23 protein-coding genes are annotated in these 21,840 nt (G+C 36.7%); 14 read left to right on the forward strand and 9 right to left on the reverse strand.

Annotation, left to right across the window (positions count from 1 at the left end; genetic code table 11):
- Nucleotides 1-171: 171 nt before the first annotated feature.
- From SCA31_RS00370 to SCA31_RS00385, 4 genes are read left to right on the forward strand one after another with little or no spacing between them, the layout of a single operon-like run.
- Entirely contained in the window at nucleotides 172-708 is a 537-nt protein-coding gene (locus SCA31_RS00370; RefSeq protein WP_410694770.1) for a YfiT family bacillithiol transferase, read from the forward strand.
- Nucleotides 702-1,163, forward strand: coding sequence for a DUF1569 domain-containing protein (locus SCA31_RS00375; RefSeq protein WP_410694772.1), 462 nt, complete (start codon nucleotides 702-704; stop codon nucleotides 1,161-1,163). Before SCA31_RS00370 ends, SCA31_RS00375 begins: the two co-directional genes overlap by 7 nt.
- Nucleotides 1,160-1,537, forward strand: coding sequence for a bacillithiol system redox-active protein YtxJ (ytxJ, locus tag SCA31_RS00380; RefSeq protein ID WP_410694773.1), 378 nt, complete (start codon nucleotides 1,160-1,162; stop codon nucleotides 1,535-1,537). Before SCA31_RS00375 ends, ytxJ begins: the two co-directional genes overlap by 4 nt.
- Complete coding sequence (locus tag SCA31_RS00385; RefSeq protein ID WP_410694774.1) at nucleotides 1,537-2,133, forward strand: Crp/Fnr family transcriptional regulator; 597 nt, start codon at nucleotides 1,537-1,539, stop codon at nucleotides 2,131-2,133. Before ytxJ ends, SCA31_RS00385 begins: the two co-directional genes overlap by 1 nt.
- Before the next feature lie 3 nt (nucleotides 2,134-2,136).
- On the opposite strand, the gene SCA31_RS00390 is transcribed toward SCA31_RS00385, so the two are convergent.
- Nucleotides 2,137-3,549: a PLP-dependent aminotransferase family protein gene (locus SCA31_RS00390; RefSeq protein WP_410694775.1), complete on the reverse strand. Its 1,413-nt coding sequence runs from the start codon at nucleotides 3,547-3,549 to the stop codon at nucleotides 2,137-2,139.
- A gap of 96 nt (nucleotides 3,550-3,645) precedes the next feature.
- Here SCA31_RS00390 and SCA31_RS00395 point away from each other — a divergent pair, with 96 nt between their 5' ends.
- Entirely contained in the window at nucleotides 3,646-4,530 is an 885-nt protein-coding gene (locus tag SCA31_RS00395) for a DMT family transporter (protein WP_410694776.1), read from the forward strand.
- 89 nt (nucleotides 4,531-4,619) lie between these two features.
- On the opposite strand, the gene SCA31_RS00400 is transcribed toward SCA31_RS00395, so the two are convergent.
- Entirely contained in the window at nucleotides 4,620-5,408 is a 789-nt protein-coding gene (locus SCA31_RS00400; protein WP_410694777.1) for an AraC family transcriptional regulator, read from the reverse strand.
- A gap of 84 nt (nucleotides 5,409-5,492) precedes the next feature.
- On the opposite strand from SCA31_RS00400, the gene SCA31_RS00405 reads away from it, so the two are divergent.
- A complete protein-coding gene (locus SCA31_RS00405) occupies nucleotides 5,493-6,629 on the forward strand; it encodes an Atu1372/SO_1960 family protein (protein WP_410694778.1) in 1,137 nt (378 codons plus the stop codon).
- A gap of 168 nt (nucleotides 6,630-6,797) precedes the next feature.
- Here SCA31_RS00405 and SCA31_RS00410 read toward each other — a convergent pair whose 3' ends face one another.
- Nucleotides 6,798-8,231, reverse strand: a complete 1,434-nt coding sequence (locus SCA31_RS00410; protein ID WP_410694779.1) for a PLP-dependent aminotransferase family protein — start codon at nucleotides 8,229-8,231, stop codon at nucleotides 6,798-6,800.
- 100 nt (nucleotides 8,232-8,331) lie between these two features.
- Here SCA31_RS00410 and SCA31_RS00415 point away from each other — a divergent pair, with 100 nt between their 5' ends.
- The 3 genes from SCA31_RS00415 to SCA31_RS00425 all read left to right on the forward strand — a co-directional run bounded on the left by SCA31_RS00415 (nucleotide 8,332) and on the right by SCA31_RS00425 (nucleotide 10,072).
- Nucleotides 8,332-8,787: a cupin domain-containing protein gene (locus SCA31_RS00415; RefSeq protein WP_410694780.1), complete on the forward strand. Its 456-nt coding sequence runs from the start codon at nucleotides 8,332-8,334 to the stop codon at nucleotides 8,785-8,787.
- A gap of 153 nt (nucleotides 8,788-8,940) precedes the next feature.
- Nucleotides 8,941-9,825 carry a dihydrodipicolinate synthase family protein gene (locus SCA31_RS00420; protein WP_410694781.1) on the forward strand — a complete coding sequence of 295 codons (885 nt, stop codon included), beginning with the start codon at nucleotides 8,941-8,943 and terminating at the stop codon, nucleotides 9,823-9,825.
- A 13-nt stretch (nucleotides 9,826-9,838) separates the two neighbouring features.
- Nucleotides 9,839-10,072, forward strand: a complete 234-nt coding sequence (locus SCA31_RS00425) for a thioredoxin family protein (protein WP_410694782.1) — start codon at nucleotides 9,839-9,841, stop codon at nucleotides 10,070-10,072.
- Nucleotides 10,073-10,203: 131 nt separating this feature from the next.
- Here SCA31_RS00425 and SCA31_RS00430 read toward each other — a convergent pair whose 3' ends face one another.
- Nucleotides 10,204-10,710 carry a pyridoxamine 5'-phosphate oxidase family protein gene (locus tag SCA31_RS00430; RefSeq protein WP_410694783.1) on the reverse strand — a complete coding sequence of 169 codons (507 nt, stop codon included), beginning with the start codon at nucleotides 10,708-10,710 and terminating at the stop codon, nucleotides 10,204-10,206.
- Nucleotides 10,711-11,043: 333 nt separating this feature from the next.
- Between SCA31_RS00430 and SCA31_RS00435 the strand changes: the two genes are divergently transcribed.
- Entirely contained in the window at nucleotides 11,044-11,841 is a 798-nt protein-coding gene (locus SCA31_RS00435; protein ID WP_410694784.1) for a helix-turn-helix domain-containing protein, read from the forward strand.
- 64 nt (nucleotides 11,842-11,905) lie between these two features.
- Nucleotides 11,906-12,859 carry a nitrilase family protein gene (locus SCA31_RS00440; protein ID WP_410694785.1) on the forward strand — a complete coding sequence of 318 codons (954 nt, stop codon included), beginning with the start codon at nucleotides 11,906-11,908 and terminating at the stop codon, nucleotides 12,857-12,859.
- A 197-nt stretch (nucleotides 12,860-13,056) separates the two neighbouring features.
- Here the strand turns inward: SCA31_RS00440 and pdeM are convergent, their stop codons facing one another.
- The 5 genes from pdeM to SCA31_RS00465 all read right to left on the reverse strand — a co-directional run bounded on the left by pdeM (nucleotide 13,057) and on the right by SCA31_RS00465 (nucleotide 19,538).
- The gene (pdeM, locus tag SCA31_RS00445; RefSeq protein ID WP_410694786.1) at nucleotides 13,057-13,695 is read right to left on the reverse strand and encodes a ligase-associated DNA damage response endonuclease PdeM; all 639 of its coding nucleotides are present in this window, start codon (nucleotides 13,693-13,695) and stop codon (nucleotides 13,057-13,059) included.
- An 88-nt stretch (nucleotides 13,696-13,783) separates the two neighbouring features.
- Nucleotides 13,784-14,386 (reverse strand): 2,3-bisphosphoglycerate-dependent phosphoglycerate mutase, encoded by a 603-nt coding sequence (locus tag SCA31_RS00450; RefSeq protein WP_410694787.1) that lies wholly within the window; start codon nucleotides 14,384-14,386, stop codon nucleotides 13,784-13,786.
- Between the two features lie 118 nt (nucleotides 14,387-14,504).
- Nucleotides 14,505-16,937, reverse strand: coding sequence for a ligase-associated DNA damage response DEXH box helicase (locus SCA31_RS00455; protein WP_410694788.1), 2,433 nt, complete (start codon nucleotides 16,935-16,937; stop codon nucleotides 14,505-14,507).
- Nucleotide 16,938: 1 nt separating this feature from the next.
- Complete coding sequence (locus SCA31_RS00460; protein WP_410694789.1) at nucleotides 16,939-18,519, reverse strand: ATP-dependent DNA ligase; 1,581 nt, start codon at nucleotides 18,517-18,519, stop codon at nucleotides 16,939-16,941.
- Nucleotides 18,516-19,538, reverse strand: coding sequence for a ligase-associated DNA damage response exonuclease (locus SCA31_RS00465; RefSeq protein WP_410694790.1), 1,023 nt, complete (start codon nucleotides 19,536-19,538; stop codon nucleotides 18,516-18,518). The genes SCA31_RS00460 and SCA31_RS00465 overlap by 4 nt, the downstream gene beginning before the upstream one ends.
- A 280-nt stretch (nucleotides 19,539-19,818) precedes the next feature.
- Between SCA31_RS00465 and SCA31_RS00470 the strand changes: the two genes are divergently transcribed.
- The 3 genes from SCA31_RS00470 to SCA31_RS00480 are packed head-to-tail and all read left to right on the forward strand — an operon-like array spanning nucleotide 19,819 to nucleotide 21,835.
- Nucleotides 19,819-20,607, forward strand: a complete 789-nt coding sequence (locus SCA31_RS00470; protein ID WP_410694791.1) for an SDR family oxidoreductase — start codon at nucleotides 19,819-19,821, stop codon at nucleotides 20,605-20,607.
- Between the two features lie 4 nt (nucleotides 20,608-20,611).
- The gene (locus SCA31_RS00475) at nucleotides 20,612-21,013 is read left to right on the forward strand and encodes a GlcG/HbpS family heme-binding protein (protein WP_410694792.1); all 402 of its coding nucleotides are present in this window, start codon (nucleotides 20,612-20,614) and stop codon (nucleotides 21,011-21,013) included.
- A gap of 18 nt (nucleotides 21,014-21,031) precedes the next feature.
- A complete protein-coding gene (locus SCA31_RS00480) occupies nucleotides 21,032-21,835 on the forward strand; it encodes a helix-turn-helix domain-containing protein (RefSeq protein WP_410694793.1) in 804 nt (267 codons plus the stop codon).
- Nucleotides 21,836-21,840 lie beyond the last annotated feature (5 nt).

The following is a 21,840-nucleotide window of genomic DNA, read 5'->3' on the forward strand; positions in this document are numbered from 1 at the left end:
TAATTGGAGCTTTTTTTATGCATTGAAAACATTTTCCATCATACAATTAACGCTTTCTTCATTTTAAATGCTTGAATTTTTGATAAATTTACGCAGATTACGTTAAATATATGTCCATACCTCAATTTATCAGAGAAATTGATAATATAAAAATTAAAAACTTGAATAAAAATGAATGATTTAGAGAATAAGAAATTTCCGATAGGAGAGTTTGAAGTTCCGGAAAATATCTGTGACACTACTCTGGATACCTATATCAAGGTGATAAAGGACTTTCCAGGAAGGTTGAAGAACCTTATTGAGCATTTTACAGATGAACAGCTGGATACCCCTTACAGAGAGGGAGGATGGACGGTAAGGCAGCTTGTGAATCATCTTTCAGACAGTCATATGAACAGTTTTATTCGTTTTAAGCTTGCATTAACGGAAGATAATCCAACGATAAAGCCGTATGATGAAGCCAAATGGGCAGAGCTTCAGGACAGCTTTCATATGCCTATAAAACCGGCCATGAGAATATTGAAAGGGACTCATCAACGATGGACAGTGCTTCTTAAGAGTCTTACCAATAAACAATTTGAGAGAACCTTTCATCATCCTGAGCATCATAAAAACTATGATCTTAGAGAAAGCCTTGCTATGTATGTCTGGCATTGTGACCATCACTTTGCACATATTGAAAATTTGAAGAAAGAAAAAGGTTGGTAAAAAAGACTCTTAATAATCCAATATACTTTGAGGAAATTATAGAAAGAATTTCCAGATTATCTGAAAATACTCCAAGAAAATGGGGGAAGATGAATGTTGGCCAGATGCTAAAACATTGTGACCTAGTCCTTCAGGTCTCTTTACGGAAAATTGAACTTCCAAAAATTAATATTCTTTACGAGACAATAGGAATCTTTACTAAAATGGAAATGTATGTTCTCAATAACGGAATTCCCAGAAACATGCCTACTTTTCAAAAACTAATCGTTAATTTTGAATGTGATTTTGATGAATCAAAAACCAATCTGCTGAAAACACTGGAGGAATTTCGGACAGCCTGTGAAAACAAAAAACTGCCTAAAAGCCACAGATTATTCGGGAATATGACTGAAAAAGACTGGGAATTTTTAGAATATAAACATCTTAATCATCATTTAAAACAATTTAATGTATGAGTTTTTTTGATAAAATATTCGGTGGAAAAAGTGAAGCACCTGATCAAAAATCTTTTTGGAAAAAGATAGAGTCTGAAGAAGACCTGGCACAAGCCATTGAACATTCTTACCAACATAAAATAGCTATTTTCAAGCATTCAACAAGCTGCTTTATCAGTAGAACTGTTTTGAAAAACTTTGAAAAGGAGGTGGAAAACTCTGATCAAAAAATAGAACTGTATTATTTGGATTTATTGGCTTACAGGGCTATTTCAAATAAAATTGCTGCAGATCTTGAGATAAGACATGAAAGCCCTCAACTCATTGTCATAGAGAACGGAAAGCCCGTCACCAGCGCTTCGCATGAAGATATTTCTTTAAGCCAAATTGTATAATGAAGAATATTAATAATTATTTAGCTAAAGTCTTAAATGTTCCTCTTCAAAATGTGAACGCCTGTAGTCTGCACTATGAAGTAAAGAAGATTCCTAAAAATCAGTTTCTTCTTCAGTATGGCGAAATATGCAGGCATATATTCTTTGTAGAAAAGGGCCTTCTAAAAATGTATTCCATTGATAAGAACGGGAAAGAACACATTATACAGTTTGCTCCCGAAAGCTGGCTGATCTCTGACCGAAGCAGTCTTTATTTTAATGAAAAATCCAACTACTATATTGAGGCTGTGGAAGATTCAGAGATATTGTTTCTGCATCCTGATTTCTTCAATAAGCTAGTAGAGCAATTTCCAAACAGCATTGAAAGAAGTGATTTTCTCCTTCAGAAGCATATCAGAAGTCTTCAAAACAGAATCAATTCTCTTTTAGGCGAGACTGCTGAAGAAAGATATATGAAGTTCATTAAAATGTATCCGGATTTACTTCTTAGGGTTCCTCAATGGATGATCGCATCCTATTTAGGGATTACTCCCGAGAGTTTAAGTCGTGTAAGAAAGGAGCTGGCAAGAAAGAACTTTATTCCGGATAACAAATAGGGATTAGATCCTTTTGGCAAGATTTCCTACCTGTCTGAGCTTTGCCTGTGTTTCTTCTGACCACGGAAGACCGATACAGAGTCTCATACAGTTTTCAAACTGCTCCTGAAAGGTAAACATTCTTCCGGGAGCAATACTTATATTCTGCTTGATCGCTAAATCATAGAGTTCAGTAGTGCGTACCTTTTTATCAAATTCTACCCATAGAGATAACCCTCCCTGTGGACGGCTGGTTTTCGTTCCTTCAGGAAAGAATTCAGCGATGGTTTGTACATAGTTCTGATAGTTATTTTGCAGTGTTTTTCGAAGCTGTTGAAGATGTTTTTCATATCTGCCGGATTTTAGAAAATTGGCTACTGCTTCATTTACAATGGAAATAGAGGACGTAGAATGCAGCAGTTTTAGCTTTAAAATTTTATCCTTATATTTTCCGGGAGCAATCCAGCCTACACGATATCCGGGTGCCAATGTTTTTGAAATAGAGCTGCAATACAATACGTTTCCATCTTTATCAAAGGATTTACAACACTTGGGACGAGTAGAACCAAAGTAAAGATCACCATATACATCATCTTCAATCAGAGGAATATTATTTTCAGACAGAAGCTTCACCACTTCTTTCTTATTTTCATCCGGCATACAGCTTCCTAAAGGGGAATTAAAATTAGGAATCAACAGGCACAGATCAATCTTTGGAAGTAATTTCTTTAATGCATCTATTTCTATTCCGGTGGTGGGGTGAGTAGGAAGTTCCAGTACCTTTAGTCCTAATCCATTCGCCAGCTGTAATATTCCCGGATAACATGGACTTTCAATGGCAATGGTATCTCCGGGTTTTCCAAGAGCCATTAAGCAGAAAGATAGTGCATTCATTCCGCCGTTGGTAGTAATCAGATCATTTTCACTAAGATTTCCTCCCCATTGTAATGAGCGTACGGCAATCATTCTCCTTAGTTTAAGGTTTCCCTGAAGCTCCTCATATTCTGTTCCGCCATCTTTTAATTCTCTTATGGCATGTACAATCTCCTTTTTCAGTTTGGCCTGTGGCAATAGATCTCCAGACGGAATTCCGATGGAAAAAAAGGTAATGTCTTTCTTTCCCATATTTTCATATACTTTACTGATGAGTTCATCCGGTTCGTCATTGTTTGCCATTAAAGATGGACGGCTTACTGCAGATAACGGAAGTTTTAAAGATAATAATTGGCTCACAAAGTAACCAGATTGTGGCTTTGATTCTACGAGAGACAACGATTCAAGCTCCAGAAAAACACGTTTTGCTGTATTCATGCTTACCTGATGCTCACTGCAAAGCATTCTTACTGACGGAAGCTTGTCTCCTGCCTTTAAAACACCACTTTTGATCTGTGCAGCAATACCATCTGCTATTTCTGTATATAAAAATTCTTTGCTCATCTTTTTAAACTGTGCTCATGCAAATATACAAAACTGATACTGTGTTTATCAAATTATCCTCTCTAATTTTGACCTATTAATTAAAGACTTATTAAAATGATGACAGATACAATTTCAAAAGACCAGGCTGTAAGCGGTTGGATCAATGGTTTCATAGGGGTATTGCTTTTTAGCGGCTCAATGCCTGCTACCAAACTTGCCGTGATGGAAATGGATCCAATATTTGTGACTATTGCCCGTGCTGTGATAGCGGGAATATTGGCACTTTCTGTTTTATTAATTTATAAAGAAAAACGCCCTGCGAAAAACCAGATATTTTCTTTAGTATTGGTGGCTATAGGATGTGTAATAGGGTTTCCTTTGCTTTCTTCATTGGCGTTACAATATCTCACTTCTGCACACTCCATTGTATTTTTGGGGATGTTACCGTTGGCTACGGCTATTTTTGGGGTTTTTCGTGGGGGAGAAAGACCACATCCGGTATTCTGGTTGTTTTCAATAATCGGCAGTCTTTTGGTGATTGGCTATGCATTTTCTCAAGGAATTTCAGCTTCTCCCATTGGAGACCTCCTTATGCTTCTGGCCGTAATTTTATGTGGATTGGGTTATGCAGAAGGAGCTAAGCTTTCTAAAACATTAGGTGGATGGCAGGTCATCTCATGGGCCTTAGTTTTATCTTTGCCTATCATGCTTCCGTTATTTTTTATTTATTTTCCATCTCATCTTGAAACAGTAAGCTTTAAAGGCTGGTTTGGATTGGGCTACATCTCTTTATTCAGTATGTTTATTGGATTTATATTTTGGTATAAAGGATTAGCTCAGGGAGGAATTACCACGGTGGGACAACTTCAGTTGTTACAACCTTTTTTCGGACTTACTCTGGCAGCATATCTTCTTCATGAGCAGGTAAGCATAGGAATGCTGGGGGTAACGATTGGTGTTATTCTGTGTGTAGCTGGTACTAAGAAGTTTGCAAAGTAAATTACTTTTACACTTCATGATTCAATAATAGGCAGCTTCTTTCCGCTCCCAACCGGAAAGAAGCTGCCTAAAATATTTAATATAAATCCTTAGCCTTTATTGATTCTAGGTTTAGCTTTCATAACAGCAAAATAGGACGTTGTAAAAGCAGAAAGGCTTTGATAGCCCACTTTATAAGCAATTTCACTCAAGGTGTACTGCTGGGTGTCTATTAATTCAATGCTTTTTAAAATTCTGGTCAGCTGAAGATATTTCTGAAGGGTAATTCCTGTTTCACTTTTAAAAATACGCTGAAGAGTTCGTACTGACATGGTTGCCTTTTCAGCCAGGGAATCTATATCCAGATTATACTTAAAATTGGCATTAATGTCATTGCAAACGGGAATAAGCCGTGCATCTCCCGGAACAGGAATTTCCAGTCCACTGCTTTCCTTATAGAAATTGGGAAGACTTTTTAAAATAGCTTTAAAAAAAATATCTTGTTCTTCGTTATTTTCTAATGACTGATTCCATTTTGAAGCATACAATAGCATTTCTTTCAAGACAGGAGGAGCTGCAAAGACCTGAACATTCTGATAAAAATCTTCATCAAAGACAGATTTGAATAAAAATACCATCAGATTGACCGTTTTTGCTTCTGAGGTAATTTTATGTGCTTTTCCCGATGGAACCCAAATCACATGATGTTGGGGAACAAGATAAATTTTCTGATCAATATGAAAATACTGATAGCCATCCTCTACAAAGGTAAGCTGTGCACGGTTGTGAATATGTTCGTAGTCATCATGCTTCCAGTCTTTTTCACACCATACATAAGCTTCTTTTTCAATGGTATCTACAAACTGGCTTTCCGTTTTTTCAATCAGTCCACATTTCATACTGTCGTTTTGTATATATTTTTTGGCAAATTTAATAAAAACGCCAATACTAATTTTGTATTATTAATTTATATCCTATTCAGAATGAAAAAACTATGTTCTTTTTTTATTTTAACTTTACTATTAAGCACTACCTACATGATGGCACAGAATAAAGCTAACGTACTTGTACTTATCCACTCGGATAATGGTGGAACCTATGAATTGGCTAAAGAAATCGCCAAAGGAATTGAAAGCGAAAACAATGCTGTTTCATCCATTAAATTGGTTAAGGCATCACAAAACCCGAATCTGAAAGGACTTCCGGTAGTAACAGTGGATGAACTTACCCATTATGACGGAATAGCCTTTGGTTCCCCAGTTTATTTCGGAAATATAAGCACTGGGATGAGTGAATTCTTATCTAAAACCGTACAAATATGGACCAATCATGGGCTAGAGGGTGTTCCTGCAACGGTATTTATGTCAGCAGGAAGCGGAGCAGGAAAAGAACTTGCCCTTCAGGCTTTTTGGAACAGCCTTGCAGTACACGGAATGGTTTTGGTATCCAACGGAATTCGAGGGACTGAAGAACTTAATAAAGCAATTCCACAGGGAAATAGTGTATTGGGAATTACGACGATGGCTTCTCTAAAGGATGTTGAACGACCTACAAAAGGAGAACGTCATTTGGCAGAACTTCAAGGGAAGAACTTTGCAAAAGTAGCTTTGGCCCTGAAAGATACTCGTCCTAAAAAGAATACATCTATTGTTGAAAATCATCAGAACTTTAATGAGGTTTTAAAACAAAAAAACATTGTTCTTCCTCAGGTTCCTAAGCCTGCAGGAAACTACCAGCCGTTTGTACGTTCCGGAAATCTTGTATTCATCAATCAGGTTGCCCTAAAGGATGGGAAAATATTTAACGCCGGAAAATTGGGAATAGACGTCAACGAACAACAGGTAAAGGATGCTACAAAAGTTACCATGCTGAATGTACTGTCAGTTCTTAATGAAGCTGTTGGTGGAGATTTGAGAAGAGTAAAGCAATGTGTACAACTTACAGGAATTTTCAATACCAAGGATGATTATACCAAGCATGCAGACCTTATGAATATTGCTTCGGATCTGGCTGTTGAAGTATTTGGAGAGAAAGGAAAACATGCAAGAGCTACATTTGGAGCATCATCTATCCCTGTTAATTCTTCGGTTGAAATTCAGGCAGTTTTTGAGGTAGAATAGATATCTTTAGGCTTACAAGTAAAGATTTTTTACTCTTCTCGCAGATTTAGCAGATAACGCAGATAATTTAATTGTATTACTCTGCACAATCCGCTAAATCTGCGAGAATTTTTTAAGAGTTTCTATAGCATTTAATTTTACAACAGATTAAAATCATTGCACACAACCTTAAACAGATAACTTAGTGAAAACTTCGGAAATGGTTACAATGCTTTGCTCCAATTGATCTTCTGAGAGTGAGCCATAGCTCAACCTGAATCCATTTACATTATCCCTGCTATATTGTTTCGGATGAATGATTTTAATATTCTTTTCCAATAATAAAGAAGTAACAATATCCCAATCCATTATTGTTTTAGGTGCGATCCAGAATGCAAGCCCACCTTCAGGCAAGGTAAAGTCGGCAACATCTTTCATATACTTTTTCAAAAGACTGTACACAAAATCCCTTTTATTCTTATAATGAACAGTCGCTTTTTTAATGTGCTTTTTTACGGCTCCGTCCTTAATTAACTGTAATACGGCCTGTTCCATAATGACATCTCCATGTACATCAATGATCTTCCTTAAATTTCCTATTTTATTTAATAAATCCTGATTTTTAGTCGCTAAATAGCCAATTCTTAAAGCAGGTGCCACTACTTTACTCAGCGTTCCTATATATACATAATTGTTGAGTTCAGGAAAGCTTGAAAGGGGTAAGATAGGGCGGTATCCAAAATGAAATTCATTATCATAATCATCCTCAATAATTGTGATATTATGCTTATTAGAAAGCTCTATCAGCTTCAGCCTTCTCGATAAGCTTAAGGTAACCGTTGTAGGATATTGCCGGTGAGGTGTTATGTAGATTGCCTTTATATTTTTGTGTTGGGTAAGGAGCTTTTCAACGGTTTCAATATCAATCCCTTCTTCATCCACAGGTACGGGTAATAGAGTAGCACCAGTATATTCAAAAGCTTGCCAGGCAGGTTGATAGCCAGGATTTTCCACCATCACACCATCACCTGAGGTTAGGAGGCTTTGAGCGGTAAGAAACATGGCCATCTGACTTCCTCTTGTAATGGATATTTCATTTTCCTGAATCTGCATTCCGCGTTGATGGTTCAGCATTTTTGAAATCATTTTTCGGAACTCAATATCTCCATGCTCGTCTCCATACCCCATCATCTGCCATTTTGCTTTGATGCTGAAAATCTGCCTGTACGCTCTTGCCAGCTCTGTAACAGGAGCGATTTTACTATCCGGATGCCCATCATCAAAACTAATTAACATTCCATTAGCTGCCATGGGTTGATATTCAGTTTCTGAAACCCTGTTCATGCTTTTTGAATGCAGCACCGGTATTTTATCAGATACAAAAATTCCTTTCCTTTCTTTGGAAATAACCCATTCTTCATTCATTAAAACCTGGTAGGCTTCTACTACTGTATTTCTATTGATTTTCAGCATTGCAGCCATATTTCGACTGCCAGGAAGTGCATCTCCGGATTTCAGCCTTCCGGATCGGATATCTGTAATAATGGTATCTGCAATTTGTAAATACACTGCTTTATCAAGTTTCCTATCGATTTCAAATTCTAATTTCCAAGGTCGTAGCATCTGGACTATTTATTTATATTAAAACTGAGTCATTTGACTAGTCCAAATATAAGATAATTTTGTCATGCAATAAAGCACAGAACATTAAATTTTTAAAATCATGGACAAAAAAGAATTCAGTTCAAAAGACTTTCACGAAACATTTGCAAGACCAAAGTATGTAAAGCCTGCTAATTTAATTCATAAAAATGTAGAGAATGCAGGAGAACACAATCAGTTTTCAACGGAAAGAAAACATCCCGTGTTCTTTGTGGATCTTCCCAGCAAAAATGTAAGCATGACCATTGGAGGGTTACTTCCAGGGCAACAAACAAACAGACACCGTCATACCTATGAAACTGTATTGTTTGTACTTGAGGGAAAAGGCTGGACAGAAGTAGAGGATGAACGCGTTTATTGGGAAGCAGGAGATGCCGTTTATATTCCTTCTTGGGCTTGGCATAAGCATCAAAACCTTAGTGATACCGAACCTGCTAAATATATTGCCTGTGAAAATGCCCCTCAGCTTCAAAATCTGGGAGTTGCGCTAAGGGAGGAAGAGGGAAGAGACCTTTAATCTTCTACCATTAAGGGATATTAAGAGTATAAGCTTAATAAATTTATCATTCATTAGTTCATTCATATTAAACTAAGTTCGTCTTAATATCCTCTTAATGGTTTCTTTAAAACAACGTAGAACAGAACAAATTTTATTTTAAATAAAAAAATTATGAAAAACGTACCATTTAAGGGAATTATAGCATATCCTATCACCCCTTTTGATAAAAATGAAAAAGTAGATATACCTCTTTTCAAACATTTGGTAGAAAGGCTGATCATTTCCGGAAGTCATGGAATTGCTCCATTGGGCAGCACAGGAGTAATGCCTTATTTGTCTGATGAGGAGAAAGAGGAAGTTACAGAAGCTACCTTACAGCAGGTAAAAGGAAGAATCCCGACTCTTGTTGGAGTTTCCAATCTTACAACAGAGAAAACAATTCACCACGCTCAGTTTGCTGAGAAAGCGGGAGCTGATGCAGTAATGATTATTCCGATGAGCTACTGGAAGCTTACAGATGATGAAATTGTAGCGCATTATGATGCGGTAGCCGGTAAAATTTCCATTCCGATTATGGCGTACAATAATCCCGCAACAAGTGGAGTAGACATGTCACCGGCTTTGTTGAAGAGACTGCTTGAAATTCCTAATGTAACTATGATCAAAGAAAGTACAGGAGATATTCAAAGGATGCATTATCTGAGAAGGGAATTAGGAGAAGAGGTAGCGTTCTATAACGGTTCAAATCCTTTAGCTTTAGCTGCATTTTCTGCGGGAGCAAGAGGGTGGTGTACAGCTGCACCCAATCTTATTCCTGAACTTAATATAGGCCTATATAATGCAGTTGAGGAAGGTAATCTTGAAAAGGCAAAAACAATTTTCTATCAACAGTTTGACCTTTTAAAATTTATTGTTAATAAAGGGTTACCAAGAGCTGTGAAATCAGGTCTTAATATTCTGGGTGAAGATGGAGGTAATTTAAGAAGCCCGCTAAAACCTCTTACTGAAAAAGAAACAGAGGAATTAAAAAATATTATGAAAACCCTTATTCATTAATACAATCTTACTTATGAAAAAATCCATTTTTTATCATGCAGGGTGTCCTGTATGTATCAGCGCAGAACATGACATTGTTAACCTTATAGGTTTAGAAAATGTTGAAATTATCCATTTAGGAAATAACAAAAACAAAATTGAGGATGCTGAAAGGGCTGGTGTAAAATCTGTACCTGCATTAGTAACCCCTAATGGCAATGTTCTTCATATTAATTTTGGAGCGTCTATGGAAGATGTGAAAAATTAATATTATTAATCTTGTATAAACGGCTCAATTTCTTGAGCCGTTTTTTTATTTCTCACAGATTTTACAGATTGTGCGGATCTTTTCAAAATCTGTAAAATCTGCGAGAGCATTTATTGTTTATTTTGAATTTTCTAAATTATTGCATTTCCCTCTACACCATCAGAATTATTGGTTTTATGTCCTATTATCGCTGAAGCAACAAAACTAAATAAACTGACCAGTTTTCCTGCTTTGGTATCCCAATAATAGGTTTCTTTAGGTTCTACACGGATAATGGTAACATTGGGATCATCTTTTCCGTCAAACCAAGCCTTGGCCAGAGGAGACCATTTTTCTTCTATGGTAGCTTTATCCTTATAAACAGAGGCTTCTCCGTACACCGAAAGGTATTGGGAGTCGCCATTATTCATAAAAAACAACTGTACTCTGCGGTCTTCTTTTATTTCAAAATTCTTATTGCTGGTTCCACTGCTGATGAACCAGAGATTTCCGCTATCATCTGTTTCCTGCAGGGTCATTGGTCTTGAATTGATAGGAGAAGTTTCCAATTCTGTACAGAACATACATATTCGGGCTTTTTCTGAAAGCTCTTTGATCTTTTTGATCGCTTCGAGATGGGTAAGATTTTGTGTTGACATACTATAATATTTTAAGTGATTGGTATTCATATATTCAACAGAATGAAGAATAATATTTAGTAAACTATTCAAATACCTGACCAAAAGAGAATAAAATAGGGTATCTGGAATAGATGCCTTTTAAATAATTAATGGATATTTGCTAGAAAAAAGCAAAGATGTAAGGGGATGCAAAGATTTTACCAGAGATAAATTAATGCAGTTTTTTCTCGCCGATTTTACAATTTTTTTCACAATTATTTGTGCAATAGGTTTGATCTGCAAGAGAATTTTAACATCTAATTTTACATGTCTTAGGATATTTAGAATGATAAGTTTTATGTACATTTGAATATGCAGATTTCACCTCCAAAACATCTGGCACCTTTCATCAGACATTATATCTTTTTGAACAACTCTGAAGACGCTATAAAAAATGTAAGGTTATTCACAGACGGAAGTACCGGGCTTATTTTATCCGGTAATATGAATCTGCATTCTCATCTTTCAGAGGAACGTATGCCGCTTTCTTTTTTTTATGGTGGATTAAATAGCTATAAAGATTTTTATTCAAAAGGAATATTTTCTTTGATTGCAGTAGTTTTTCAACCGTATTTCTTAAATATTCTTCTGAAAGTTTCTGCAAAAGAAGTTCGGAATCAGATAATTTCTGTGGAAGATGTTCTAAAAAATAAATTACATCCTTATCAGGAAAGTCTTTTTAATAAAGCAAATCCATTGTCGGTTATTCATGATCTGAATATGTTTTTCACCACCTTTCTTTCTGCAGAAATAGGTTCTGATTTCCATTTTATAACGGCTGTACAGCAACACATTCTGCAAAATAAAGGTTCTTCTTCATCAAAAGATTTGGAAATATTTTCAGGTTATTCTGAGCGGCATCTTGAGAGGAAATTTGAGAATTATATGGGAATGACACCCAAAAAATACAGTAATATTATTAGGCTGCACTATTTTTTAAGCCTTATGAATAAAGGAATCGAGGATAAGAATATGACTATTCTTTCTTACCATGCAGGATATTCTGACCAGTCTCATATGATCAGGGAGTTCAAAAATAATATTGGGCTTACTCCCCGACAATATGTGAAAAAAGAAAATAAAATGGCAGTTAATTTCATTGAGTTATAACTTTCATGTCGGTTTTATACAATTTTTCGACAACGCTATCATTTAGTTTTGCTGAAAAAAATCAATGAATATTAAAATTTCAACAGCACAATTTGAAAACAAAAGTGGAGATAAGGAATATAATCTCTCCGTTATAGAAAAACTGGCCGCACAGGCTGCTTCTCAGGGATCAGATGTCATTGCTTTCCATGAATGTTCAATCACAGGATATACTTTTGCCCGAAAACTTTCAAAAGAACAGCTTCTCGATATTGCAGAAATTATTCCTGATGGAGAAAGTATCCAAAAGCTACAACAAATTGCTACCCAATACAATATTACAATACTGGCAGGTCTTTTTGAAAAGGATGAGCAAAATAATTTGTTTAAAGCCTATGTATGTGTAGATAAAAATGGATTAAAAGCGAAGTACAGAAAACTCCACCCTTTCATCAATCCACACCTTACCCCTGGCAATGAATACTGTGTATTTGATATTTTGGGATGGAAGTGCGGAATTCTTATCTGCTATGACAACAATATTATTGAAAATGTAAGGGCGACCAAGCTTTTGGGTGCTGATATTATATTCATGCCTCATGTTACCATGTGTACCCCTTCTACAAGACCGGGAGCGGGCTTTGTAGATCCCCAACTTTGGGAAAACAGAATTGCTGACCCTACCTCTTTACGTCTGGAATTTAATGGGATGAAAGGAAGAGACTGGTTGATGAAATGGCTTCCGTCAAGAGCTTATGACAATGGGGCTTATATAGTTTTTTCAAATCCTATCGGAATGGATGATGATCAGCTTAAGAATGGCTGCTCCATGATTATTGATCCTTTTGGAGACATCATTGCGGAATGCCGTTCGTTTGAAGACCATTTTGAAACAGCTGTTATTACTCCTGAAAAACTCACACAGGCAGGAGGGTATAGGTATATTAAGGCGCGCAGACCTGAATTATATAGCAAAATTATTGGCCAGGAACATTTTCCAGAGCAGAAAGTAGTGTGGCTGGATGATAAAAATAAGTAAGAAGGGCTGGCTGCACAAAGATGCAAAAGCTTTAGATACTGTATGTTGTAAGGCGCAAGGATTTTATTGGAGATAAAACTATTTACTTCTCGCAGATTTAGCGGATTGAGCAGAGTAATATGATTAAATTATTTGCAAAATCTGCGAGAATTTTAAAAATCTTTTTTTATTATATTTTTACGAGTTTTCTGTTCATTTCAAATTTTATAAATCTCTGTATCTGTAAAAATAAAAAAAGTACTTTTCTTGGGGAGATTTTTAGTATCAAGCCCTGTAAACTCGCTGAATGCGGGTAGTAATAACTGGTTTTCACTAAGGGCAAAGCAGGGAAGTCTGATATTTTTTATGGCATAGTTTAAAACAATTCCGGGATGAATATGCCCGGTAATCTGGAAAGCTGTCTTCGTTTTATCAAAATCATGAATAAAGGTAAATCCATCTATTTCCAATAATGATTCCTTAAAGTTCAGACAAAGCTTTTTCTTTAACTGTTCTGAAATTCGGTCATGATTGCCTTCAATAAGATAAAAATGGAGATCAGGATATTGGTTTCTCCATGTACAGAATTCGTCTACATCAGAATTATCCCCTGCATGAAGCAGATCTCCAACAACAATAAATTTTTCGGGCTGAAAATATTCAATCAATGCTGAAAGTCTTTCCAGATCACTTTTCATAATGTGATTGGCTAGTGCAATGCCATTTTTACGGAAATGAGCAGTCTTCCCTATGTGAAGATCAGAAAGTATCAGGGCTTTTTCCTTTTTCCAAAATACAGCACGCTGATTGGTTAAAGTAAAAACCTTGTTTTGAATTGAAATATCTTTTGTAACCATAAATACGAAAGAAAATTATGAATTATAAATTTAAGATGCTATGCTTAAATAACTTGATTTACTTAGTATTTTTACTTTTGGTGAAAAATCAGTTTTCCCGTCTGCTTACATGAAAATTTTCATCAAAAATATAGGTTATAGGTATACCTGTAGCAATTTCTCTTTCTAAAATTTCTTCAGGCGATAGATGTTCAAGGTACATAATCAAGGCACGGAGACTGTTTCCGTGGGCAACAATCAAAACATTTTCTCCTTTCTTTAACAACGGAGCAATCTCTCGTTCAAAATAGGGAATAACCCTGTTATAGGTATCTTTAAGGCTTTCTCCGCCTGGTGGTACAACATCATATGACCTGCGCCAGGTATACACCTGCTCATCACCATATTTCTGTGCTGTTTCTGCCTTGTTAAGCCCTTCAAGGTTACCATAGGAACGTTCATTCAGGGCTCTATCTGTAATGATGGGAATATTGGGTTTTCCTATTTCATCAAGGATAATGGAAAGGGTATGTTTTGCCCTGATCAAAACAGAGGTAAAGGCAATATCTATTTTTTCTTTCCTTAAGGCTATTCCTGCATTTTTTGCTTCTTCAATTCCGGTTTCTGTTATATCGATATCCTGCCAGCCTGTAAACCTATTTTCAAGATTCCAGAGTGACTGTCCGTGACGGACTAAGAACAATTTTGCCATTATTTTAATTTTATTTTACTCTTTGGGAGAAGATACTCTAAGTTACGAACTTATCAAGAGTTATGCTGTACAAAACGCATGAAACTTTTCAGGTATTTAAGCCGAAAATAATGATATTTTAAAGCTTCAACATTCTTTTAATTCTGGCATCAAGTCCTTCACTGGAAAGGGTTTGTCTGAGGCTGTCTACCTTTATAGGAAAGCTTAATGGAGTGAAAGAACGGGAATGTTTTAAAATGATTTTAGACTTTTCAATTCTTTTAAAGGCTTCTACTAAGCGTTGTTCCTGAAGCTGTATATTAAAGACTTCCGTATAGGCCTGTCTGATGAGAAAGTGATTGGAGTCATAATCTTCCAGTACTTTAAATATCAATCCGGCTGAACTTTGCAACGATTTATTGGAACGTTGCTTTCCTGCATAATTTTGAATTACCATTCCGGAGATCACTGCTATATCACGAAATTTCCTCCTTGCCATTTCTGCAGAGTTAATGCTGGCTATCATATCTGTCATCAGGCTTTCCCTGCTTAGAACATGTTGTATATTTTCTTCCTTTAAAGGTATTTCCTTATCGCTGAATAATTCAAATCCATAGTCATTCATGGCCATTGAAAAGGAAATTGGAGCCAGTTTTGAAATCCTGTAGGCGATTAATGCAGCCATCACTTCATGTACCAGACGCCCTTCAAAGGGGTACATAAACAAATGATATCCTTCACGGTTTTTAATCATTTCAATCAAGAATTCATCTTCTTTGGGAATATGAGAGTTTTTTTCCTGATTGATCAATAACGGGTGCAGGAACCTTAATTCTTTTTCTGAAGCTTTCGGATTTAGAGCATGTGAAAGTTTTTCTCTTAAAAAATGACCCAAGTCAGAACTTAATGGCAGCCTTCCACCCAAATAACTTGGTACGAGTGCTTTTCCTTTTGCAGCTCTTACATAGACGGTCATATCCTTGATCATTGCAACTTCCAGTGTACGTCCGGCTAAAATGAACTTTTCTTCTTTTTTGAGTTTTGAAATAAAATATTCTTCAATCATTCCAACATAACCGCCGGAAATAAATTTAACCTTTAGCATCGCATCACTTACAATTACTCCCATATTCATTCGGTGAAGCATTGCTATTTTCCGTGATGTTACCTTGTATAAGCCATTGTCCAAAATAACAATTTTATGAAATTCTTCATAGTTTTTCAGGACACTTCCTCCAATGGTCAGAAACTCAAGAATGCTTTTCCATTCTTCATCTGTCATTTCCTGAAAGGCATATACCTTTTTAATTCTTTTGTATACTTCATCGGGATAAAAGCCGCTTCCAACCGCTAAAGTCATCAGAAACTGCACCAAGACATCGAAGCATAAGACTTGTGGTTCTCTAGGCTCAACTACTTTTTGCTTTACAGCTTCCTTTAAGGCAGAAACCTCAATCAATTCCAGAGAATGGGTGGGTACACAATAAATTTTGGAAGTTTCAAAAGGGGAGTGCCCACTGCGGCCTGCCCGTTGAAGAAATCTGGCAACTCCTTTTGCAGAGCCGATCTGAATGACGGTATCAACAGGTTTAAAATCTATTCCTAAATCTAGCGATGATGTGGAAACAACAGCTTTTAATTTTCCTGAACTCAAATTTTCTTCAATCCAGATCCTTAAGTGAGCATCAATGGAGCTATGATGAATGGCAATCTGCCCCGCAAAATCAGGATAGGCATCCAGCAGCAGTTGATACCACATTTCACTTTGGCTTCGGGTATTCGTAAAAACAATGGTAGATTTTGAATTGAGAATAATAGGAACTACTTTATCCGCCAGTTTATTTCCAAGATGTCCGGCCCATGGCAATATTTCAATTTCATCCGGAAAGACCGGAAGAATATCTATTTTTTTTCGTTCTGTAGCAGTAATTTGAGTCTTTTTAATATCATAAGGAATCAGTACCTCCATGGCTTCATCCAAATTACCAATGGTTGCTGTAACACCCCATATTTTCATATCAGGGGCATAAGCTCTAAGCTGTGAAATCCCCAGTTCTGCCATTACGCCGCGCTTTGAACCTAACAATTCATGCCACTCATCTACAACCATACATTTCATATCACGGAAAAAGGTTTCATGATTTTTCTGAGCAAGGAGTAAATGTAAACTTTCCGGCGTTACTACCAGAATTTCGGGCATTTTCTTTACCTGCTGCTGTCTCACTTTAGGGTCTGTATCTCCATTTCTCACTCCTACGGCCCAGTCCAGACCAATTTCATCAATGGCTTCCTGCATGGCTTTTGCAATATCCTTGGATAAAGAGCGAAGAGGGCTTATCCAGATCATTTTCAAGCCTTTTTTATAATGTTCAGGATGATTCAGAAAGTCTGAAACCAATGCTAAAAAAACTGAAAAAGTTTTCCCAAACCCTGTGGGCGCTACCACCATACCACTATATCCGTTTCCGAATCTGCGCCAGGTATCTATTTGAAATTGAAAAGGAGATATGCCTTTATCAACCATCCATTGTTGAATGATTTTAAATCCATTGGTATGTTCAAAAGCAGCCACGTTATTGTATTAATTTTTTGATCTCTTCAAGAGTGTCAATTTCGTCTACTGTCTTATCTTTCCGCCACCTTACAATTCTTGGAAACCGAAGGGCAACACCGCTTTTGTGACGATTGCTAAGCCCAATTCCTTCAAATGCAATTTCAAAGACAAGTTCAGCTTTTACAGTTCGTACCGGTCCAAATTTCTCAAGGGCATTTTTAGTTACAAATTTGCTTACCTCCATAATCTCCTTATCCGTCAATCCGGAGTAAGCTTTCGCGATAGTAACCAACTTATCTTCATTTTTTACAGCAAAAGTATAGTCGGTGTAATAGGCACTGCGTCTGCCACTTCCTTTTTGGGCATAAATAAGAACGGCATCTATTGTAAAAGGATTGATTTTCCACTTCCACCAGTCGCCTTTCTTTCGTCCTGAATGATAGGGTGAGTTTTTTTGTTTCAGCATCAATCCTTCACTGTTTACCGTTCTTGAGTTTTCTCTGATCAGGTTCAGTTCTTCCCATTTTTCAAAATTGATACTTTGAGACAGCTTAATATTATGAGGCTTTTCATTGAGTAAAAATTCTTCCAGCATTGCTCTTCTGGCAGAGACGGGCTTTTCTCTCAAATCATTGCCTTCAAGCTCCAGCAAATCGTAGGCAAAGACCTGTATTGGAATTTCTGAGAGCATTTTCTTAGTTAAAGTTTTTCTGTTTAATCTTTTCTGTAATTCATTAAAATTTAAAACCTTACCCTCTTTCACCGCAAGTATTTCTCCATCTAAAACGAAGTTCCCATTCATGGCTTTTATCACTTCAGTAATCTCGGGAAACTGTTCTGTAACAAGTTCTTCCCCTCTTGACCAAATAAAAACTTCATCGTTTCTACGGATAATCTGACCCCGAATTCCATCCCACTTATATTCTATGAGCCATTCATAAGGCTTACCAAGGACTTCAAGCTCTTTTTCTAAAGGATAGGCAAGGCAAAAAGGATATGGTTTTGAATTGTCGGGGTTTATATTTTCAGCATCAATCAGTTCTCTGAAAGAAACATCATTAGGGTTCCATTTACCCATGAGGCTGTGCATCAGCGCACTGGATTCCTGACCGGAAAATTTTGTCAGGGCATTTATCAAAGTTTTATCAGAAACTCCAATCCGGAAGCTTCCGCCAATTAATTTGTTGAAAATCAATCGTTCTGTGTAATCTAAGCCGTTCCATGAACTCAATACAAATTCTTTCTTTTCTGTCTCTGTTTTATCTTTTAGATTAACAATCTCATTCATCCATTCTGACAGACTTTTTTCAATTTTTTGCAGAGGAGGAGGCAGAATTAAAGAAAGGGTTTCACCAAGATCTCCAACGGAAGAATAGCTTTCCTGAAAAAGCCATAGCGGAAGTCCTGTGATATCCAATGTCCATTCCTTCATATAATTGGTATTGACATTTCTTTTGGGTCTTTTTCCTGTAAACAAGGCAATAAACCATACTTTGTCATCATCAGGAGTTCGTTCCAGATAGTCAATAATGGCATCAATTTTAGCATTGGTTTTATTGGTTGTTTCCAAGGCGTTGATAAGGTCTGCAAAATGTTTCATGGTTCCGGATTTTCAATGGTTTCCTTTTCAGATTGTTCTTCGTCTTCACCATAAAGGGTTTCCACCACATCTGCACGAATCCCAATTTCATTCAGATATTTTGAAAAAACTTCTGTCTGCCCATGGGTAACATGTACAATTTCTGCTTCAGTATCTTTTACCGTTTGCAGCAATCCTTTCCAGTCTGCATGATCACTCATGGCAAATCCAGCATCTGCACTCCGCCATCTTCTGGCTCCGCGTACCTGCATCCATCCCGAACATATGGCGGTGGCCGGATCCGGAATTTTCTTAATAATATTACTATCCAGTAAAGCCGGTGGAACAATTACAATTTCATGTTCCATTTCTTTGGGACGTTCTCTGAAATCGGCGATAGTATAATCGGGAAGATCAATTCCTACAGATTCAAAAGCTTCATTAAGCTTTCCTATGGAGTAATGCACATATATTTTCCCCAGCCCTTTTACCGCTGTCATAACTCGTTGGGCTTTTCCCAGAGAATAACCGATAAACACTGAGGTTTTATTATTTTCTTTATTTTTTAGTACCCAATTTTGAAGTTTTTGGTTTAAATCCGGAACTTCCAGCCAGTTGTAAATAGGCAATCCAAAGGTACTTTCGGTAACAAATTCATTGCATTTTACTAATTCAAAAGGTGTACTCAATCCATCATCCTGAGTCTTATAATCACCGGAAACTACTGTAACATACCCTTTATATTCCAGCCTAATCTGTGCAGAACCAATAATATGGCCAGCAGGATGAAGAGAAACTTTTATCCCGTTAATGGTAATTATCTCTCCATATGCCAAACTCTGGCATTCAATATCACTCCCAATCCTTTGATGAAGAATGGGCTTTGTAAAATGATGACAGAGGTATTTTTTCATTCCCCATCGGGCATGGTCGGCATGTCCATGAGTGATGACAGCCATATCAACAGGTCGCCAGGGATCTATGTAGAATTTTCCCTGCGGACAATAAATTCCTTTTTTAGTAAATGTGATTAGTTTCAATGGTGTGACTGGTTTTATAGAATAAGCTTCAAAAACTTAACCAATTTACAATAAACTACAGATTTTATTATTTTTTTGGATTAGGTTTTAATGGACTATAGGGAATAGAGGTATTCATTTTTAAACTTTAGCAAAAAACAGCTCTTTGTTTTAGTTTCATAAAGATGATTCAATCTGAATGTAAAAGATGAACTTTTCAACACTATAAGTTTGGACTTTTCACCAATATAAACCGTTTAAAAATCTTTGAAATTTGTATCAACAAAAAAAATAAAATACAATGAGTAAAACAATTCTAATTACAGGAGCAGCAAGCGGTTTTGGGAAAATAGCAGCCTTTGAACTTGCTAAAAAGGGACATCAGGTAATTGCAACAACACAGGTATATCCTCAAATGAGCGATTTAATCCGGGAAGCTTCAGAACAGGGTGTACCTTTAACGGTTGATAAGCTGGATGTAACCAATTCAAGGGATATTGCCTATATTTTAAATAAATATGATATTGATATTCTGATAAGCAATGCAGGTATCATGGAAGGGGGTCCTATTGCAGAGCAGCCTGTTGACTTAATCCGGTCTATGTTTGAGGTGAATGTATTCGGTGCGTTGGAACTGGCACAGGGTTTCATTAAAAAGTTTATTGAAAAGAAAGGGGGTAAAATTGTCTTTACTTCATCCATGGGAGGTTTATGGACAGTACCCTACGTGGCCGCTTACTGTGCGTCTAAACATGCCTTAGAGTCAATTGCGGAAGGGTTGAGAACCGAACTGGCTCCGTTCAATATCAAAATTGCAACCTGTAATCCGGGAGTATTTGGAACAGGATTCAATGACAGGGGAGTAGACTCCATATTCCGCTGGTATGATCCAAAGGTAAATTTCACCCCAGAATCAGCTTTCGAGGGAGCTTCTGAGTCTCTTGCGCATCAGCTGGATCCATATTCCATGGCGGAAGTTATTGTAAATGTTGCTCTGAATGACAACAGTGATTTCAGGAATGTACATCCCAAGGAAACTGAAGATTTTGTAAAACAGCTTCAAACTGAAGCGTGGACTGCAAAAAGTTAAGAATATGGGAATAACTTATAAACTAGCAGAAAAAATATTGCATGCTGCAATAGAAAAAGCAAAATTATTAGGTATTCCTGTAAGTATTGCTGTAGTAGATACCGGAGGACATCTGGTTGCTTTTGCCCGGCTGGACAGCGTATATGGAGTGATTGATTTTGCTATAAAAAAAGCCAAAACAGCCATTATGTTTGGAATTGACAGCGATGTAATGGGAGGCATTATTTCTGGAGCCGATATTCATGGATATGGGATGCTAAATTCTAATGACGGACTTTTAACCCTGGCAGGAGGCGTTATCATTAAGGATAAAAACGCAGGAATAATTGGGGCTATAGGTTCGTCTGGCGGCACTCCTGAGCAAGACAAAGAGATTGCCCATGCAGGGGCGTCTGCTATTGTTTAAATTTCAGATATTTGTGTTATGGAAAAGACTTCTGAAATCATATTTGACAAACTGGTTTATTCATGTGCCTTTGATGCCTACAGGGGGCATGAAGAGTTTATTCCGGATCATTTTCTGGGATTTCAGATTTCTGGGGAAACTCATGCCTTTCATGATCAGGGTAAGACTATTATCGGAGAAAACACGGTAGTTTTAGTCAGGAAAAATCAATTAATCCGAACGATTAAACAGCCTTTAAATGGGGAAAAGTATCAATTTATTTCCATTACACTGGATGATGAAACTCTTCGGCAATATGCCAGTGAGCAAAAGATGGTAGTGGATAGTCCTTTTCCGGGTCATCAACGGTTATTCTTTGAGTCTGATGAATTTTTTAAGAGTTATTTTGCATCATTAATCCCTTATATTGATAAAACCGAACAAATATCTCCAAGGCTGGCTGTATTAAAAGTTAAAGAAGCAATTGAGCTTCTTCTGCAAGCTCATCCGGATCTAAAGAATCTTCTTTTTGACTTTTCGGAACCACATAAGATTGATCTCAAGGAATTTATGAATAAGAACTTTATGTTCAATGTATCTGTGGAAGCTTTTGCACGGCTTACAGGCCGAAGTCTTTCTGGTTTTAAGCGGGATTTCAGCAAAATATTTAATATGACTCCCAAGCAATGGTTAAAGGAAAAAAGATTGAAAGAAGCTTATTTTCTGATTAAAAACAGGAATAAAAAACCATCGGATATCTATCTTGATCTGGGATTTGAGAATCTGTCTCATTTTTATTTTTCATTTAAAAAGAAATACGGAATAACCACCACAGAATTATAACCAGA

Source organism: Chryseobacterium sp. SIMBA_028 (assembly GCF_046535285.1).
In the GTDB taxonomy this organism is placed as follows: Bacteria; Bacteroidota; Bacteroidia; order Flavobacteriales; family Weeksellaceae; genus Chryseobacterium.